General features: G+C 71.8%; 15 protein-coding genes. 4 read left to right on the forward strand and 11 right to left on the reverse strand.

The window, feature by feature from the left end; all coding sequences use genetic code 11:
• Positions 1 to 42: 42 nt before the first annotated feature.
• The 5 genes from BGN98_RS11315 to BGN98_RS11335 form a co-directional block, all read right to left on the reverse strand.
• Complete coding sequence (locus tag BGN98_RS11315) at positions 43 to 753, reverse strand: HAD-IA family hydrolase (protein WP_288121449.1); 711 nt, start codon at positions 751 to 753, stop codon at positions 43 to 45.
• Positions 754 to 756: 3 nt separating this feature from the next.
• Positions 757 to 2,145 (reverse strand): serine hydrolase domain-containing protein, encoded by a 1,389-nt coding sequence (locus BGN98_RS11320; protein WP_288121450.1) that lies wholly within the window; start codon positions 2,143 to 2,145, stop codon positions 757 to 759.
• A gap of 94 nt (positions 2,146 to 2,239) precedes the next feature.
• On the reverse strand, positions 2,240 to 5,143 hold the full coding sequence (locus BGN98_RS11325; RefSeq protein ID WP_288121451.1) for an aminotransferase class III-fold pyridoxal phosphate-dependent enzyme: 2,904 nt from the start codon (positions 5,141 to 5,143) through the stop codon (positions 2,240 to 2,242).
• A 168-nt stretch (positions 5,144 to 5,311) separates the two neighbouring features.
• Positions 5,312 to 5,536: a hypothetical protein gene (locus tag BGN98_RS11330; RefSeq protein ID WP_288121452.1), complete on the reverse strand. Its 225-nt coding sequence runs from the start codon at positions 5,534 to 5,536 to the stop codon at positions 5,312 to 5,314.
• A gap of 156 nt (positions 5,537 to 5,692) precedes the next feature.
• On the reverse strand, positions 5,693 to 6,571 hold the full coding sequence (locus tag BGN98_RS11335; protein ID WP_288121453.1) for a LysR family transcriptional regulator: 879 nt from the start codon (positions 6,569 to 6,571) through the stop codon (positions 5,693 to 5,695).
• An 82-nt stretch (positions 6,572 to 6,653) separates the two neighbouring features.
• Here BGN98_RS11335 and BGN98_RS11340 point away from each other — a divergent pair, with 82 nt between their 5' ends.
• Complete coding sequence (locus BGN98_RS11340) at positions 6,654 to 7,880, forward strand: MFS transporter (RefSeq protein ID WP_288121454.1); 1,227 nt, start codon at positions 6,654 to 6,656, stop codon at positions 7,878 to 7,880.
• A 35-nt stretch (positions 7,881 to 7,915) separates the two neighbouring features.
• Here BGN98_RS11340 and helR read toward each other — a convergent pair whose 3' ends face one another.
• On the reverse strand, positions 7,916 to 10,129 hold the full coding sequence (gene helR / locus BGN98_RS11345) for an RNA polymerase recycling motor ATPase HelR (protein ID WP_353681710.1): 2,214 nt from the start codon (positions 10,127 to 10,129) through the stop codon (positions 7,916 to 7,918).
• Between the two features lie 155 nt (positions 10,130 to 10,284).
• On the opposite strand from helR, the gene BGN98_RS11350 reads away from it, so the two are divergent.
• The gene (locus tag BGN98_RS11350) at positions 10,285 to 11,334 is read left to right on the forward strand and encodes a zinc-binding dehydrogenase (RefSeq protein ID WP_288121456.1); all 1,050 of its coding nucleotides are present in this window, start codon (positions 10,285 to 10,287) and stop codon (positions 11,332 to 11,334) included.
• Positions 11,335 to 11,359: 25 nt separating this feature from the next.
• On the opposite strand, the gene BGN98_RS11355 is transcribed toward BGN98_RS11350, so the two are convergent.
• Complete coding sequence (locus BGN98_RS11355) at positions 11,360 to 12,034, reverse strand: Type 1 glutamine amidotransferase-like domain-containing protein (protein ID WP_288121457.1); 675 nt, start codon at positions 12,032 to 12,034, stop codon at positions 11,360 to 11,362.
• 81 nt (positions 12,035 to 12,115) lie between these two features.
• On the opposite strand from BGN98_RS11355, the gene BGN98_RS11360 reads away from it, so the two are divergent.
• Positions 12,116 to 12,541, forward strand: coding sequence for an NUDIX hydrolase (locus tag BGN98_RS11360; RefSeq protein ID WP_288121458.1), 426 nt, complete (start codon positions 12,116 to 12,118; stop codon positions 12,539 to 12,541).
• Positions 12,542 to 12,572: 31 nt separating this feature from the next.
• Here BGN98_RS11360 and BGN98_RS11365 read toward each other — a convergent pair whose 3' ends face one another.
• Both BGN98_RS11365 and BGN98_RS11370 read right to left on the reverse strand, forming a co-directional pair.
• Positions 12,573 to 14,081 (reverse strand): SDR family NAD(P)-dependent oxidoreductase, encoded by a 1,509-nt coding sequence (locus BGN98_RS11365; protein ID WP_288121459.1) that lies wholly within the window; start codon positions 14,079 to 14,081, stop codon positions 12,573 to 12,575.
• A 75-nt stretch (positions 14,082 to 14,156) separates the two neighbouring features.
• On the reverse strand, positions 14,157 to 14,834 hold the full coding sequence (locus BGN98_RS11370; RefSeq protein WP_288121460.1) for a hypothetical protein: 678 nt from the start codon (positions 14,832 to 14,834) through the stop codon (positions 14,157 to 14,159).
• Between the two features lie 75 nt (positions 14,835 to 14,909).
• Here BGN98_RS11370 and BGN98_RS11375 point away from each other — a divergent pair, with 75 nt between their 5' ends.
• The gene (locus tag BGN98_RS11375) at positions 14,910 to 15,530 is read left to right on the forward strand and encodes a TMEM175 family protein (RefSeq protein ID WP_288121461.1); all 621 of its coding nucleotides are present in this window, start codon (positions 14,910 to 14,912) and stop codon (positions 15,528 to 15,530) included.
• A gap of 3 nt (positions 15,531 to 15,533) precedes the next feature.
• Here the strand turns inward: BGN98_RS11375 and BGN98_RS11380 are convergent, their stop codons facing one another.
• Both BGN98_RS11380 and BGN98_RS11385 read right to left on the reverse strand, forming a co-directional pair.
• Positions 15,534 to 15,869: a hypothetical protein gene (locus BGN98_RS11380; RefSeq protein WP_288121462.1), complete on the reverse strand. Its 336-nt coding sequence runs from the start codon at positions 15,867 to 15,869 to the stop codon at positions 15,534 to 15,536.
• 218 nt (positions 15,870 to 16,087) lie between these two features.
• Positions 16,088 to 16,465, reverse strand: coding sequence for an alpha-amylase family glycosyl hydrolase (locus BGN98_RS11385; protein WP_036290540.1), 378 nt, complete (start codon positions 16,463 to 16,465; stop codon positions 16,088 to 16,090).
• Positions 16,466 to 16,614: the final 149 nt, after the last annotated feature.

Consider the following 16,614-nt stretch of genomic DNA (forward strand, 5'->3'; position numbering starts at 1 on the left):
GGTTTCTCGAGGTGAATGCGGTTTCTCGCGCCGGCCGCCCGGTCAGTCGAGCGTGACGACAGCCCCGCCGTCCGCGTCCCGTGACACGTGGATGCCGCGGGCATCGGCGACCGTCCACGTGGGCGCCGCCGCGGCGGCGTGGGGGCCGATGCCGATGACGCGCATGCCGGCGGCGAGTCCGGCGGCGATGCCGTTGGCGGAGTCCTCGACCACGATGCAGCGCGCGGCATCCACCCCGAGCGCCGCGGCCCCCGCGAGAAACCCCTCGGGATCGGGCTTGCTGCGCGAGACATCACCCGCGGCGATGACGACCGGCGGCATCGGCAGCCCGGCGACACGCATGCGCGCCGCGGCGAGCTCGGTCGTCGCCGAGGTGACGAGCGCGTACGGCACGCCCTCGCGGTCGAGGGCGGCGAGCAGGTCGGCGGCACCGGGGATCGCCACGACGCCGTCGGTCTGCGCCGTCTCGGCGGCGAGCAGCTCGGCGTTCTCGGCGAGGTTGATCTCGTGCGGACGATCGGGAAGCAGCAGCGCCATCGAGTCCTGGCCCTGCCGACCGTGGATGATCCCCAGCGTCTGCGCCGGATCGACGCCGTGATCGAGCGACCACTGCGTCCAGAGGCGTTCGACCACGGCGTGCGAGTCGACGAGAGTGCCGTCCATGTCCAGCAGCAGCGCGGCGGCCCGCGTCTCGATGCGAACGACGGATGCCGGCACGCGCAGCACCTCCCACCCTCCGCCGAGCGGTGGCACGTGCTACCCGGCGTGGACGGTGCCATCACCGTCGCGCGACACGATCACCCGGTGCGGCGAGGTCGTGTCGACGAGGTGCACGAGCGCGGCGCCGTCGTCGCGGCGTTCCCCGCGCGTCGCGAGGCGCAGATGAGTGGCGGCGGGGGCGTCCTCGAGGGCGGGGCCCGTCACGGACACCTCCTGCCAGAACGTGTCCACCGGCACCGAGCCGACGCCCGGCAACACCAGCGTCCAGCCGTCGCCATCGGCGCGGTCGTGCAGTGCGGCACCGTCGAACGGGTCGGCGGCGAGCAGCCGGTCGCGCGCGGCCCAGGTGTCGCGCTCGACGCGGCGCGCCGACACGGCGGCATCTGCCACACCGGCATCCGCCCGGCCGGCGGCATCGGCCCCGCCTGCGACATCCGCCCCACCGGCCGCGTCCGCGACCTCGACGGCCGCGACGAAGGCCCAGAACGCGCGCAGCGTCGCCTGGGTGTCGAGCGTGGCGCCCTGGTAGGCGATGACAAGATCATGCTCGGGGAGGACGAGACCGAACTGCCCCGCGGCGCCGTCGAGCCGGAACCCGTGGCGGCCACGCCAGACCTGGTAGCCGTAGCCGAGGGCCCAGTCGTTGACCTCGCCGGTGGCCGCAGCCGGGCCGTCGAAGGCGGCGGTCTCGGACCAGGGACGCGACATCTCCTCGACATACCAGGCCGGCGCGACCTGCACACCGTCGACCACACCGCGGGCGTTCAGCATGATGGCCGTGCGGGCGAGATCGTCCACGGTCAGGTGAAAGCCCGAGGCGCCGTGCTCGATGCCGCCGTACGGTGACATCCACCGCTCCCCGATCCCGAGCGGATCGAGCAGCCGCGGGCGCAGGTAGGCGGTGAGCGGCTCGCCGGTGAGGGCGGTGACGATCGCGGACAGCGTGTGCGTGGCCGGGGAGTTGTACGCGAAGTGTGTGCCGGGAGCGAACGCGGGCTCTTCGCGCAGCAGTATGAGCGGATCGGCGCCGATGCGCTCGATCTGCGCGGCCGAGTGGCCGGTGTTCATCGTGAGCAGATGACGCACCGTGATGCCGTGCGGGTTCGCCTCACCCACGTGCAGACCCGCAGAATCGTCGAGGCCCAGCCGCCCCTCGTCGGCGAGGAAGCCGATCGCCAGCGCCGTGTACGTCTTGGATGCCGAGTACACGAGCGCCGGCCGCTCCAGCCGGTACGGGGCCCACGCGGTCTCGAAGGCCACCTCGCCGTGGCGGGCGACCAGCAGCGCGTGCGGGTCGAGACCCTGCGCAGCGAGGCGCTCGGCGAGCGCCAGCACGGCGGCTTCGGGGATGCCGAGCCCCTCCGGGGCCCGACGGGCCAGGGGGCGGGACGACAGGGGACGACGGGACTGCGGCGAGGAAGTCATCTCCTCCACTCTACGAGCGGAGCCCGTGCCGGGGGCCGCCCGCCCGCCGCACCTATCCGCGGGGGCCACCCGCCCCGGCATACCGCGGCCGCGCTCAGTCGCGGGGAGCGCCCAGCACAGCGTCGAGCGCCGAGACGAACCGGCGCGCATCGACCTCGGTGAGCACGAGGGGCGGTTTCACCTTCAGCACGTTCTGCCGTTCGGAGGCGGCCTGCACGATGAACCCGTGTCCGAGCAGCAGATCGCACACGAGCGCCGCCTCTTCGCGCGCGGGCTCGAGCGTCTCGCGGTCACGCACCAGCTCGATACCGAGATACAGACCCGTTCCGTGGACGGCGCCGATGAGCGGATGCCGCGACATCAGCGCCCGCACGCCGTCGGCGATGATGCCGCCGACCCGCGCTGCGTTCTGCGGCAGATTCTCCGCGTCGATGATGTCGAGGATCGCCGAGCCCGCGACGGCGCTCGCGGGGGCGCCGCCGGCCGAGGAGAAGAACGTTCCTTCGCGGGCGAGGGCATCGACGATCTCGCGGCGCGTGATGACGGCGCCGAGGGGGTAGGCGTTGCCCGCCGCCTTCGCCACCGAGACGATGTCGGGCACGAGCCCCTGCATCGTGCTCCCCCAGAACGATGATCCCAGGCGTCCGTAGCCGACCTGCACCTCGTCGGCGATCACCAGGCCGCCGTACGCGCGCACCGCGTCGGCGACGGCGGTGAGGTATCCGGCCGGCGGGATGACGCCGCCGGCGTTGCCGAGCACGGGCTCGCAGATGAACGCGCCCGCGGGGCGGCCCTCGTCGGCCAGGGAGCGCGCGAGGTCGGCGACCTCGCGCGCGTAGGCGGCCCCGGCATCCGGTCCGCGGTGACGGCCGCGATAGGCGTTCGGCGCGTCGACGAGGTGCACCCAGTCGGGACGCGAGTCGGCGGCGTGAGGGTTGTCGAACGCCGAGGTGCTGACCGCGTCGGCGGCGCTCGTCCAGCCGTGATAGCTCTCGCGCACGGCGATCACGTCGCGCCGGCCGGTGGCGACGCGGGCGAGCGTGAGGGCGAGGTCCACGGCTTCCGACCCGCTGTTGACGGGGATGACGGTGTCGAGCGACGGGTCGGGGCTGTGCGCGACGAGCCGCGCGGTGAACTCGGCGAAGGCGTCGTAGAGGAAGCGCGAGTTGGTGTTCAGCAGGTGCAGTTGCCGGGCGATGCGGTCGGCGAAGACGGGATGAGCGTGTCCGATCGCCGTCACATTGTTGACGAGGTCGACGTAGGCGCGACCCTGCGTGTCGATGAGGAGCGCGCCCCAGCCGCGCTCGATCTGCGGCGGCTCGGCGTAGAAGCGTTCGGCGGCGGCGCCGATCGCCTCCTCGCGCACCCGTCGGGCGTGCCGCGTCGCCCGCACCGGATCGGCCACGCGATCGGTGCCCAGGATCGCCGACGGATCTGCCGCGCCCGGGGTCTCGGCTTCGCCCTCGGCATCCGTGAATGCCGCGTCGGCGGCGGCCTCACGCAGACGGCGAGTGATGCGCAGGCGGCCGAGTCCCGGTTCGAGCTCGGCGACGCGACCGAGCGGGGCGCCGGGGTGCACGGAGTGCTCCGGTGCCGTCTCGACGACAATCCCCTCGATCCGCAGCACGACACCGGCATCGCGCACCTCGACCGCGCCGGCGCCGGCGCCGGGATCGGTGTCGACCGTCAGGATGCCGCCGAACGGCGCGGTGACCTCGACACCCGGGCGGGTCCACAGCTCGACGCACCGCGCCCGGGTGGCAGCGGGTCGGGTGGTGTCGGTCGAGACGCGGCTCAGGCGGCTCTCGCCGTAGCGCAGCACCGCGACCGGGGCGGTAGCGAGGGTCTCGCGGACGAGCGCCTGCTCGGTGCCGGGAACCGTCCAGCGACCGCGATCGAGGTGCGCGCTGCGGATGCCGAGATCCACGGTGGCCGCGGCATCCAGCTGCGACAGGACGGGACGGTAGACGAGGCCCGCGCGGTGCGGCCGGCCCGCGGCCAGGCGCAGCTGCGCCGTCACCTCGGCGGACGGCACCCGCGCCGTGCGCGCGAAGACCTGCCATTCGTGCTCGACCCGCTCGCGCGCGTAGTCGTTGCCCGGGTCGATGCGCAGCTGGCTCCACCCGCTGACGGCGAGCACCGCTCCGCGCAGCACGACGAGGGGCCACAGCGCCTCGATCTCCGCGTCGGTGAGGCGCGCGCGCTGATCGAAGCCCGCGACCGCACGGGCGACGATTGCGAGGTCGTCGGTGCGACCCATGAGGTCGGCGAGGAGCATCGCCAGCTCGGCGGCGCGCCACGACGTGGCGACATCGCCCAGGTCGATCACCCAGTGCCGTCGGCGCCGATCGCGCATGACGTTGTCGGCGGTGAGGTCGCCGTGGATCACCTGCCGCGGAAGGTCGGCCGCGACGGCGTCGAGCTCGGCGGCGGCGCGGCGGGCCGCCGCCAGGCACTGCTCGCGACGGTCCTCGGGGAGGTCGTCGATGAGCTGCTCGACGACGGCGAGGGCGTTGCCGAGCTCCCACTGCAGGTTGCGGTCGGTGTCCTCGGCATCCATTCCGGCCAGCACGTCGGCGACCTCGGCGACGAGCTCACCCAGTTCCTCGGCCTGGGCGCCGTCGGCATCGGTGATGTCCGACAGCGGTTGCCCGTCGACGATCTGGAAACCCGCGACGCGAGCGACCTGCCCGTCGGCGCAGACGATCTGCGTCGTGCGAGCGCCGTCGACGGTCGTCAGCACTTCCGGTGTCAGCAGTCCTTCTGAGCGCAGGCGATCGGAGGCGGCGATGTGCAGGTCGACGGCGAACGCGTCGACCGTCGGGTGGAAGATCTTGACGAGCATGCCCGCCCCGTCCACGCCGCGCACGAGGACGTTGCGGTCCTGCTGACTGCCCAGCTCGGTGAGCTCACCGTCCACGCCGTACTCGCGCCGCGCGAGCGCGCGAACCTCGTCGAGGTCGACCTCGGGTCGGGCGAGCAGCCAGTTGTCGGTCATCGGGTCACGTCCTTCGGGAGAGGGCGGTCGAGCGGAGATACCGCCGGTGCGCGCCGCACAGGCACCACGATTCTGGCGGATGCCGCGGCATCCGTGTGTCCGGATCAGCGGCGTCGACCGGTCATCCCGTCCGCCGGTCGATGCCGAGGCTGTGGTGCCTCGCCGCGCCTACTGCACCGTCCACCAGGCGACGTCGACGAGACAGAGCTCGCCGCCGGCCTCCCGGTAGAAGACGTCGCCTGGATACTGCGCACCCGCGACGACGCCCGACGCAGGGAGCGAGAGGTTGATGCTCCACGTCGGATCATGATGGGCCATCTCGGGCCAGTGGGCGGCGACGAACCGCTCGGGCTCTTGAGCGGTGAGCCCCTCCCCGTCCGCCGGATCGCGCACGTCGGGTTGCGATCCCGGGCAGACGAGTGCCGCAGCCTCGCCCGCCGCGGCGGCCGCGATCAGTTTCTGGGTCGTGTCGATGACGTGTGCACCGGCGTCATGCGGCGACTCTGTCCGCCACAGACGGGCACCGCCACGCCCAGCCGCAGGACCGCCTCACCGCTCCCGCAGCGCGGTGACCAGCTCCTTCGCGTAGCGAGAGCCCTGGGCGGTCGTGCTCCAGGCGATGCCGATCGCGCGCACGCGCTGCGGCTCCAGCGGCAGATAGACGACGCCAGGGTCATCGCGACCCGGAGTCCGCGGAAGGATCGAGACGCCGAGGCCACCCGCGACCAGGCTGCGCATCGTGTCGATCTCGCTGCTCTCGAAGGTCACGTTCACGGTGACGTCGGCCTCGTCCAGGATGCCGGTGACCGCCGTCCGCAGCTCCGCGATACGCGAGAAGCCGATGAAGTCGCGCCCTGCCAGCGCGCGCACGTCGACCGGGCCGGATGCCGTCGCGAGCGGGTGACCGGTGGGCACGGCGATGCACAGCGGCTCCTCGGCGAGCGCGAGCCAGCCGATGTCGTCCGAGGTCGCCGACGTCGCCAGCGGTGCCGTGCTCAGAGCGACGTCGATCGTGTCGAGCGTGAGCCAGCCGTAGAGGTCGCGGGCGAAGCCCTGTCGCAACGAGACGCGCACGTCGGGGCGCAGCGCGCGGAAACGCTGGATGACGTCGGGCACCATCCACCGCGCCACCGAGTGCAAGAACCCGACGCGCAGCAGGCGACCCTCGTCGGCGATCAGCTCGGCGTGGCGGCGGGCCGACTCGACGGCGTCGAGGACGCCGGCCGCATCGGCCCGGAAGGCGAGACCGTTGGCGTTCAGCTCGAGCCGTTTGCCGTGTCGCGAGAACAGCGCCATGCCGACCTCGTCTTCGAGGCGGGCCAGCGCGCGCGACACGTTCGACTGGTTGATGCGCAGCTCCGCAGCGGTGTCGCGCGTGTTCTGCGTCTCGGCCAGCGACAGGAAGATGCGGAGGGTCTGCTCGTCCATGACACCGATTATGCGCCGATCGCATCACAAGCGGCATCCGTTTCATTTCCGGCCCATCCGTGACCGGACGACGATGGTCCGCATGGCCCTCACCGTGCTCGATCGCACCCCCACCGGGTCGATCGCGCGCATCGCCGCGGGCACCCCCTCCTACCGACGCCTCGTGGGGCTGCTCGCCGCAGGCGGACTCGCGAACTTCGCGATCATCTACTTCCCGCAACCGTTGCTGCCGGCGATCGCGGCGTCGTTCGGAGTGGATGCCGGGGCCAGCGGACTCACGATCTCGGCGACGACCGCGGCCATGCTGCTCGGCCTGCTGCTGTCGGCGCCGCTGTCCGACCGCATCGGGCGGGTGTCCGCGATGAGCGGATCGCTCGTGATGGCCGGCATCCTCTCGGTGGCGTGCGCGTTCGCGCCCACGTGGGAGGCCTTCCTCGCCCTCCGCGCCGCGGGGGGCCTGGCACTGGCGGTGCTGCCGGCCGTCGCGCTCGCGTACCTGCGCGACGCCGTCCGCGACGACGCGCACGGACGCGCCAACGCGCTGTACATCTCGGGCACGGCCCTCGGCGGCGCCGTGGGCCGGCTCGCGCCGCTGCCGCTCGCGACCCTCGGCGGCTGGCAGCTCGTGAGCATCGTGCTCGGTGTGCTCAGCGTCGTCGTGGGCGTGCTGGTCTGGTTCGCGCTCCCCCGCGACGGCGCCGCCCCGCTGCCGCTGCGGATCGGTGACCTGCTCGGCGGCACGGTCGCCTCCCTCCGCGACCCCGTCATCCTCGCCGTGTGCGTGGCGGGCGCGCTCGCGATGGCCACCTTCGTCGGGCTGTACAACGCGGTTCCGTTCCGCCTCGATGGCCCGCCGTTCTCGCTCGGCGCGGCAGAGGTGTTCGTCTACTTCGCCTACCCCCTCGGCATCCTCGCGCCGGGCCTGTTCCACCGGATCTCGAGACGCCTCGGCCGCGCGGTCACCTCGCTGCTGGGCGCGCTCGCGATGCTCGCCGCGATCGGCCTGGTGTTCTGGCCGAACGTCATCGCGGTGTTCGCGGGTCTCGGACTTCTGACGGCGGCCTTTCTCGGAACGCACTCGATCCTCAGCGGGTGGGTCGTCGCGCGCGCTCAGGCGGTGGGGCGCAGCACCTCGCGGGCATCGAGCGCCTACCTGCTGACCTATTACCTCGGCAGCACGGTGTCGGGCGCGGCATCCACACACCTGTTCGCGAGAGCCGGCTGGACGGCCGTCGTCCTTCTCGCGGCGGGGCTGACGACGCTGTGCGCTGCGCTCTTCCTCGCGCTGCGCGTGCGCCGCGCCGGCTGAGCAGGGCGCCGACGGGAGCTCCGCGGCACCCCGCCCTACGAGAGCACGACGAGGCGCTGGGTCGCCCGGGCCATCGCGACGTAGCGGTCGACGGCGCCCGAGACGCCATCGCCGAACCGCTCGGGGTCGACGAGCACGACCAGGTCGAACTCGAGCCCCTTCACCCGCTGCGCGTCGAGCGCGGCTACGCGCGGGCGCGGCACGAAGGCGGGCGCGCCGATCACCACCGCTGTGCCGTCGGCGCTCTCGCGTTCCCAGGTGTCGACGATCGCGTCGAGGTCGCGGCGCGATCCGTAGCTCACCGGGACTCCCGTGCTGCGGATCGACGCGGGGACGTTGGCGTCGGGCAGGGCGGCGCGGATCACCGGACCCGCGACATCCATCACCTCGCTCGGCGTGCGGTAGTTGACGGTGAGCGTCGTCACGTGCGAGCGGTCGATCCCGACGCGCGCGAGTCGATCGTCCCAGCTCTCGGCGAACCCGCGTCTCGCCTGCGCTCGATCCCCGACGATCGTCAGGCTGCGCGAGGGGCACCGCTGCAGCAGCATCCGCCATTGCGCGTCGGTGAGCTCCTGCGCCTCATCGATCACGAGATGCGCGAACGGCCCGGCGAACGGATCACGATCGGATGCCGTGGGCTGCGTGAGCGTGCGGCGCAGGTCCTGACCGCGCAGCATCGACATGAGGCGCAGGTCGCCATCGTCGGCGGCGATGAGGTCGCTGACGACGTCCGACATCACCCGATGCTCCTCGGCGGCCGCGCGTCGGTCTCGGCGCGCACGCACCTCGCTGTGCGGGTCGCCCACGCTGCGGCGCGCAGCGTCCAGCAGGGGCAGGTCGACGTCGGTCCATCGCGTCGGAGCGCCGCGCGTGATGAGCACGTCGACCTCGACAGCGCTCAGCCACGGCGCGCAGCGCCGCAGCATCTCTCCCGTCGTGAGCAGACCGCGCAGCAGCGCATCGGGATCCAACAGCGGCCAGGCCCGGTCGAAGAGCGCCTGCAGCTCCTCGTCGTTCTCGAGCGTCTCGCGCGTCGACTCGTCCGCGTCCCAGCCCGCCCCGTAGGCGTCGAAGTCGTCACCGGAGCGGGGCGAGGAACGGGACGCCTCTCCCCAGCCCTCGCCCCACCCGTCGCCGCCTCCTCCGCCGTCGCGCAGCTCGTCGTCGACACGGTCTTCCAGAACGTCGAGCAGACGCTCCCACGCGCGCACACGAAGCGCATTGTGCGGCAGGCCGTCGGCGTCGGCGAACACCTCCGACCACTCCGCGGGGCCCAGCACGACGGCGCCCCATGCGGTCTCGATCGGCGTGCGTCGCCGCGGCGGGCGTTGCCAGAGACGCACGGCGGCTCCGACGGCGTCCACGACACGGCCGTCGCCGAGCAGACGGCGAACCTCCGGATCGTCCTCCTCCCCCACATCGCCGCCGTCGACGAGGTCCTTCACCGCGCAGACCAGTGCGCCGTCCTCGCCGAGGCTCGGCAGCACGTCGTCGACGTAGTCGACATAGGGGCGGTGCGGTCCAACGAACAGCAGTCCGCCGCCCCCCGACTGCACACGCGCATCGGCGTACAGCAGATACGCCGCGCGGTGCAGCGCCACGACGGTCTTGCCGGTTCCGGGGCCGCCGTCGACGACGAGCGCGCCCCGGGAATCGGCGCGGATGATGGCGTCCTGATCGGACTGGATCGTCGCCAGCACGTCGCGCATCTTCGGCGACCGGCTCTCGCCGAGACTGGCGATGAAGGCGGACTGGTCGTCGAGGGCCGCGCGGTGATCGATGCCGTCGTCGGCGAAAACCTCGTCCCAGTAGTCCACGACGCGCCCCTCGCGCCACCGATACCGGCGTCGACTGGTGAGCCCGAGCGGATGCGCCGCCGTCGCGGCGAAGAACGGCGCGGATGCCGGGGCCCGCCAGTCCATCAGCAGCCGCTCCTCCGCGGCATCCGCGAGGCCGAAGCGTCCGATGTAGGTGACGATGCCCTCCTCGTCGACCATGCGACCGATGCACGCGTCGAGGCCGAACCGGCGAAGGATGCGCAACCGCGCCGACAGGCTCCGCACCTCCAGATCGCGTTCGAGTGCGCGCTGGCCTCCGCTGACGGCTTCGTGCCGGAGCGCGACCAGCCGCGTATCGGTGCGCTCGACCTCGGCGGCCAGCACCCTCGCGATCGCCGCGAACTGTCGTTCGTCGCGGTCGATGAGCGCGGGGTCGGCCTTCCGCCGACGCCGCGATGGAAGATCGAACACGCTTTCCTGAGACTTTTCGCTCGGCATCCCACTCCCCTTCTGGCGCCGAAAACCCGACGCGACCTGCGATTCTGCCTCACGCAGGGGGCCTTGCGGCAAGTCCCCCTGCGCGCGGGATAATGGAAAGGGCACCTCGGATGGCGTGAAATGTACTCATGCGAGCAACCGTCATGTTCGGCGCGGGAGACGTCCGCGTCGAGAACGTCGCCGATCCCGTCATCCAGCAGCCGACCGATGCCGTGGTGCGCATCGTCCGCGCGTGCGTCTGCGGCTCGGACCTGCACCCGTATCACTCGATGACCGAGAGTTCGACGGGCCGGCGGATGGGGCACGAGCTCATCGCCGTCGTCGAGGAGACCGGCGCCGACGTCACCACGGTGCGCCCCGGTGACTTCGTCGTCGTGCCCTTCGTCTACTCCGACAACACGTGCGTCTTCTGTCGCGAGGGCTTCCAGACCTCCTGCCAGCACGGCGGCTTCTACGGCAACGGGCGGGTCGGCGGCCTGCAGGCCGAGCGGGCCCTCATCCCCCAGGCTGACGGCACGCTCGTGGTCGTCCCCGACGTCGACCCCTACGCGGCATCCGATTCCCTGCTGGCGTCGCTGCTGACACTGTCGGATGTGTACCTGACCGGCTTCCACGCCGCGCACCTCGCCCGTGTGCGCCCCGGCCAGACGGTCACGGTCGTCGGCGACGGCGCCGTCGGACTGTCGGCCGTACTCGCCGCCCGCACCCTCGGCGCGGAGCGCATCATCCTGATGGGCCGCCACACCGACCGCACCGACCTGGGCGTCGAGTTCGGCGCCACCGACGTCGTCGCCGAGCGCGGCGCCGAGGGTGTCGCCCGGGTGATGGATCTCACCGACGGGCTGGGCAGCCATGTGGTGATCGAGGCGGTCGGGCACATGCCGGCGTATGAGCAGTCCTACGGCGTCGTTCGCCCCGGCGGAGTCATCTCGCGCGTCGGCGTGCCGCAGTACGAGAGCGCACCGGTGGGCTTCGCCTCGCTGTTCGGCAAGAACATCACCCTGACGGGCGGCGTCGCCCCGGTGCGCGCCTACCTCGAGGAGGCCATCCCCCTCGTGCTCGACGGCACGATCGAGCCCGGCCGCGTGTTCGATCGCATCATGCCGCTCGACGAGGCGCCCGCTGCCTACGCCGCGATGGACTCCCGAGAGGCGCTAAAGGTGATGCTGACGGTCTGAGCCGTCGAAGCGCCCGGCAGCAGGCTCACGCGTTGAGCAGCTCCCAGTGGCCCTCGGAGATCACGTCGACCTCGCCGTCGACGACACGGATCGCCGTCTGGTCGTCGATCGCGTAGGCGCGACCGCCGATGCCCTCCGCCCACCGGTGGGCCGCGGCGGTCGTGTTTCCGGTCCAGCCCGGGTAGTCCAGGTGCGGGAAGATCGAGAAGTCGACCAGCCCCAGCGTCTGGTCGGTGCCACCCGGATGCCGGTCCACGAACTCCGGCCCCACGCGCGGCGTCAGGGCCATGCTGCCCGCGCTGATGCCGACCCAGACGGTCTCGTGCAGCTCGGGCAGGACGTCGGCCAACCCCGAGGTGCGAATCCACTCGGCCAGGTACACCGCTTCGCCGCCATCGACGAGAAGCGCATCGGCTTCCTGCACCCACGGCATCCATCGCTCCGGCGCGATCGTCGGCAGGGCGGTGAGCTCGAGCACCCCCACGGAGCGCCAGCCGAGCTCGACCGGACTGTGGATGCCGCCCGGCCACCGCCCCGCCGTGGAACGCCACACCGTCTCGGGCGAGCACATCGGCTGGCCCCACTGCGCCGTCGGGATGAACAACGCGGAACTGTCGGCAATGGGTGTGCCGAGCATGTCTTCGAGCGCGGTGCGGATGCTGTCGTTGGTGACCCCGCCCGAGGTCAGCAGGAGCTTCATGCGCCCAGTCAATCGCGTGCGGCAGCGCTCGGCCAGGGGGTGAGCCTCCGCCTGCCGGCGGTGCAGTGTTAGCGTGCGAAGGTGACCTCGACGCCGCAGACCCCCGACTCCGCACCCTCTCGTTCGATCCGGGTGTCGGCGGCCGTCATCACCGACGCCGACGGACGGCTGCTGCTCGTGCGCAAGGCCGGGACGACCGCGTTCATGCAGCCGGGCGGCAAGCCGGAGGCGGGCGAGGATGCCGCGCAGACACTCATCCGCGAGCTCGCCGAGGAGATCGGGCTGCGCCTGCAGCCGAGCGACCTCACGCCGCTCGGCGAGTTCACCGCCCCGGCCGCGAACGAGCCGGGCTTCGCCGTCGTGGCGGACGTCTTCCGCGTCGACATCGGCGATCAGCAGCCCGTGACGGATGCCGAGATCGAGGAGCTGCGCTGGGTCGACCGGGGCGCGGCATCCGCTCTGGAGATCGCCCCTCTCGCCGCGGCCTACTTCCTGCCCGAGGCTTGAGCGCCGGCGCCGCCGGCGGCGGCCGACCGACTCACCACGAGCTCTTGCGGTAGTCCTTGAGGAAGATACCGAAGAGGTCTTCGCCCGCCTCGCCGCGCACGATCGGGTCGTACACGCGGGCGGCGCCGTCGACGAGGTCGAGCGGGGCGTGGAAGCCCTCCTCCGCGAGGCGCACCTTCGTGTAGTGCGGGCGCTCGTCGGTGATCCAGCCGGTGTCGACGGCCGTCATGAGGATGCCGTCGGTTTCGAACATCTCGCGAGCGCTGGTGCGCGTGAGCATGTTGAGCGCCGCCTTCGCCATGTTGGTGTGGGGGTGTCCGGGACCCTTGTACCCACGACCGAACACGCCCTCCATCGCCGAGACGTTCACGACGTACTTCCGTCGCGCCGGCGAGGCCGCCATCGCGGGCCGCAGACGCGAGACGAGCAGGAACGGCGCGGTCATGTTCGCGAGCTGCACCTCGAGCATCTCGAGGGGCTCGACCTGGTCGACCGACTGCGTCCAGCTGTTGATGTGGTTCTCGTCGGGCACGAGCCCGCCCGCGTCGATCGCCGTGCCGGCGGCGAGACGCTCGAGCGACGACGACCCGGCGGCCATCGCCTCGGCGGTGAGCTCTTCCGCCGTCCGCGCGGCGGCGGCGAGGATCGGATGGCTCGACACCGACTGGGCCAGGGCGAGCGGATGCGCGTCGTTGGTGTGGCCGAAGGTCAGCAATTCGGGCAGCGGTCCCTGCGGCAGCGGCGCGAGCTCGGCGTCCACGAGCGGTTTGTACGCCCCGGCGGAGCGGCGCACGGTCTGCGCCGCGTTGTTGATGAGGATGTCCAGTGGTCCGTCGGCGGCGACGGCATCCGCGAGGCCGATGACCTGGGCGGGGTCGCGCAGGTCGATGCCGACGATCTTGAGTCGGTGGATCCAGTCGCCGCTGTCGGGCAGTGCCGAGAAGCGGCGGACGGCGTCGCGCGGGAAGCGGGTCGTGATGGTCGTGTGGGCGCCGTCGCGCAGCAGCCGCAGCGCGATGTACATGCCGATCTTCGCGCGGCCTCCCGTGAGCAGGGCACGACGGCCGGTGAGGTCGGTGCGGGCGTCGCGCTTGGCGTGGCTCATCGCCGCGCAGTCGGGGCACAGCTGGTGGTAGAACGCGTCGACGATCGTGTACTGCTCTTTGCAGATATAGCAGGCGCGGGGCTTGATGAGCTCGCCCGCGGTCGGGGCCGCGGTGCGGGACGCGAGCGGGATGCCGCGGGTCTCGTCGTCGATGCGGTCGGGCGCTCCCGTGGCGGTCGCGGCGACGACGGCACGATCGGCGTCGGCGATGCGCTGGCGCTTCTCCTTGCGCGACATGCGCTTAACGTCCTTGTACATCTTGCCGGTCTGGCGACGCAGGGCGATGTAAGCGGGGTCGTCGCGATCGAGCAGGGATGCCGCGTCGATGACGCGCAGCGCGATCTCCAGCTCGTGGGGGTCGATCGCGATGGGGGCCGGGGTCGCCGCGTCGTCCGGGTCGGGCGTGATCTCGGTGTCTGCAGGCGTTTCGGGCACGAGGGATTTTATCGGACGCGGCTGAGCGCGAGCCCGGCGGGCGACGGAGCGGGCGAGGGTCGACGTCGAGGCGCGTCAGCCGGCGATGCCGAGGAGCTGCTTCGCCGCGGCGACAGCCGGTGCGCCGAAGAGACGCGGGTCTTCGTTGAGCGCACCCGAGCTGATCGAGACGCCCACTCCCGGCATGTCGACGAGCGTGCCGTAGATGCGCAGATCCCCGGTGGACTTCGTGCCGTAGGCGATGCCCCCCCGAGCCTCGACGGCCCCATCGGCGATGTACTCCGACCCGATGGCGGCGATGTCGTCCTTCTTGGGCACGTCGACCGCGCCGTTGTTGGTCGTCACCGTGACAAGAACGGTGTTGACGTAGTCGCCGGTCGTCGACATCCAGGTGCACTGCACGGTGCCGTCTTCGTTGCTCTGGTCGCTCAGTTCGAGCCCGTCGATCGCCGAGCCGAGCACAGAGCCCATGGCGGCGCAGTCGGGGTAGCGGGCGAGCACATCGGCGAGCGCCATGCTGGGTGCGGCCGGCGCAGCGCCACCGCCGGCATCTCCGCCCCCATCCCCATCCCCATCGCCGGGGTCGCTCGCGCCGTCCGACGGCGCACTCGTGCCGCCACCGATGGCTCCGGACGCGGAGACCGAGGGCGACGCAGCCGTTCCGCTTCCGGCGGCGCATCCCGCGAAGGCGAGAGCTCCGGCGGCGACGAGGAGGGCGAAGGCGGCACGGGAAACGAGGCGGGGGGCTGTCACCCCGGCATCCTAGCCATCCGCGTGGGCCGGCCTCGGAAGGTCTCCACAGCCCCTCTGCCCCGCTAGCCTGGCGCCATGTCCGCAGAGCAGATCGACGATGGCGCCCACGGGGCCGCTCAAGGCGAGAAGGCCCTCGACCGGCTCGTCGCGTTCAGCGATGCGGTCGTCGCGATCGCGATCACTCTCGTCGTGCTGCCCCTGGTGGATAAGGCGATGGATGCCGAGTCGGCGTCGGCCTTCTTCGCCGACAATGTGACCGGGATGATCTCTGCGGCGCTGAGCTTCGTGGTGATCGCGGCCTTCTGGCGCGCCAACCACGTGATGTTCGTGCATGCCCACGGCTACAACCGCCTGGTCGGCCGCCTGCAGACCCTCTGGCTCGCGACGATCGTCTTCCTGCCGGTCGCGACGGCACTCGATCTCGCCGGGCCGGGCACAGACAGGGTCGGACTGGGGGCCTACGTCGGAACGATGCTGGTGGGCGGAGTGATCCTGCGCGTGCAGGCGATCGCGCTGCAGCGGGCGGGGCTGAGCGACCGCGCACCCGCACCGCCGCTGAGGCACTGGATCGGCGCGATCCTGATGGCGGTCGCGCTCGTGCTCGTGCTGCTGTTTCCTCAGTACGGCGCTCTCTGGCTGCTCGTCCTGCTGCTGGAGATTCCCCTCGGCCCCCTGCTGAATCGCGGGTCGCGCTGACGCTTAAGATCCCATCGCCGTCTGGAAGAGTCTGAGCGCTATCAACAGCCCCGCCACGGTGCCCGCGCTGGCGGCGAGCGGAACCCAGGTGAGGTCCTTCTCCGTCCGCCGCGCGAAGCGGGCCGCCGCTGCGGTGCAGACAAACATCACGACGGCGACGACGTAGTAGACGGCGCCCGCGAGGTCGGCGCCTGACCAGTCGCAGCGGGGCGCGCATGCGCCCCCGGCGAAGATCGTGCTGCCCACCCAGATCGCCGTCGTGATCGCGAAAACGACGACCTGGAGGACCGCGACGGCAAGAACGGATGCCGCCGCACTCCTGCCTGACCTTGTGCTCATCGGCTCAGTTTGTCATTCTCGGTCGACGCCACGCTCCAGTTGAACGCATCGATCGGGTCGCTCGCGCCGTCCCCGCCCGAACAGCACTCGCGCCGTCCCCGCCCGAACAGCAAGGGATGCCGGGCGACACGCCGCGGCATCCCTCACCCACCCCCGCGTGTCGACGGCGATCCCTTGCAGTTCGGCACCCGCCCCCACCCGCAACGCGACCGGCCGGATCAGCCCCCCGTGATCCAGACCGTCGTCTCCCCCGGCACGGTGTCGCCGTCGAGCGGAGTGCTCGACAGCACGACACGCTGACCCGGCACGAACGACAGCGCGAGCGGTGCGGAGCCGAACACCGTCACCACCTCCCAGCCATTCGGGCGGCGGAAACGCAGCACATCGCCGCGGCCGGTCTCGACCCACTCCAGTCGCTCCAGCGCCAGGAGCTCGTGCCGCAGGGCGAGGGCACGGCGGTAGAGCGAGAGAGTGGATGCCGGATCGCCCTCCTCCGCCTGGACCGACGCGTCCGCGAACCACGACGGCTGCGGCAGGTGCGCACCCCCCGAACCGAAGCCGAACGAGGAGCCCTCGCGGGTCCACGGCAGCGGCACGCGGCATCCGTCACGTCCGTACTGCTCCTAGTGGGTGCGGAAGAAGGTCGGGTCCTGCCGCTGGTCGGCGGGGATCTCCGCCACCTCGTGCAGGCCGAGCTCCTCTCCCTGATAGAGATACGCCGATCCCGGCAGCCCCAGCAGGAAAC

The sequence above is a fragment of the Microbacterium sp. 69-7 genome (assembly GCF_001897985.1).
In the GTDB taxonomy this organism is placed as follows: domain Bacteria; phylum Actinomycetota; class Actinomycetes; order Actinomycetales; family Microbacteriaceae; genus Microbacterium; species Microbacterium laevaniformans.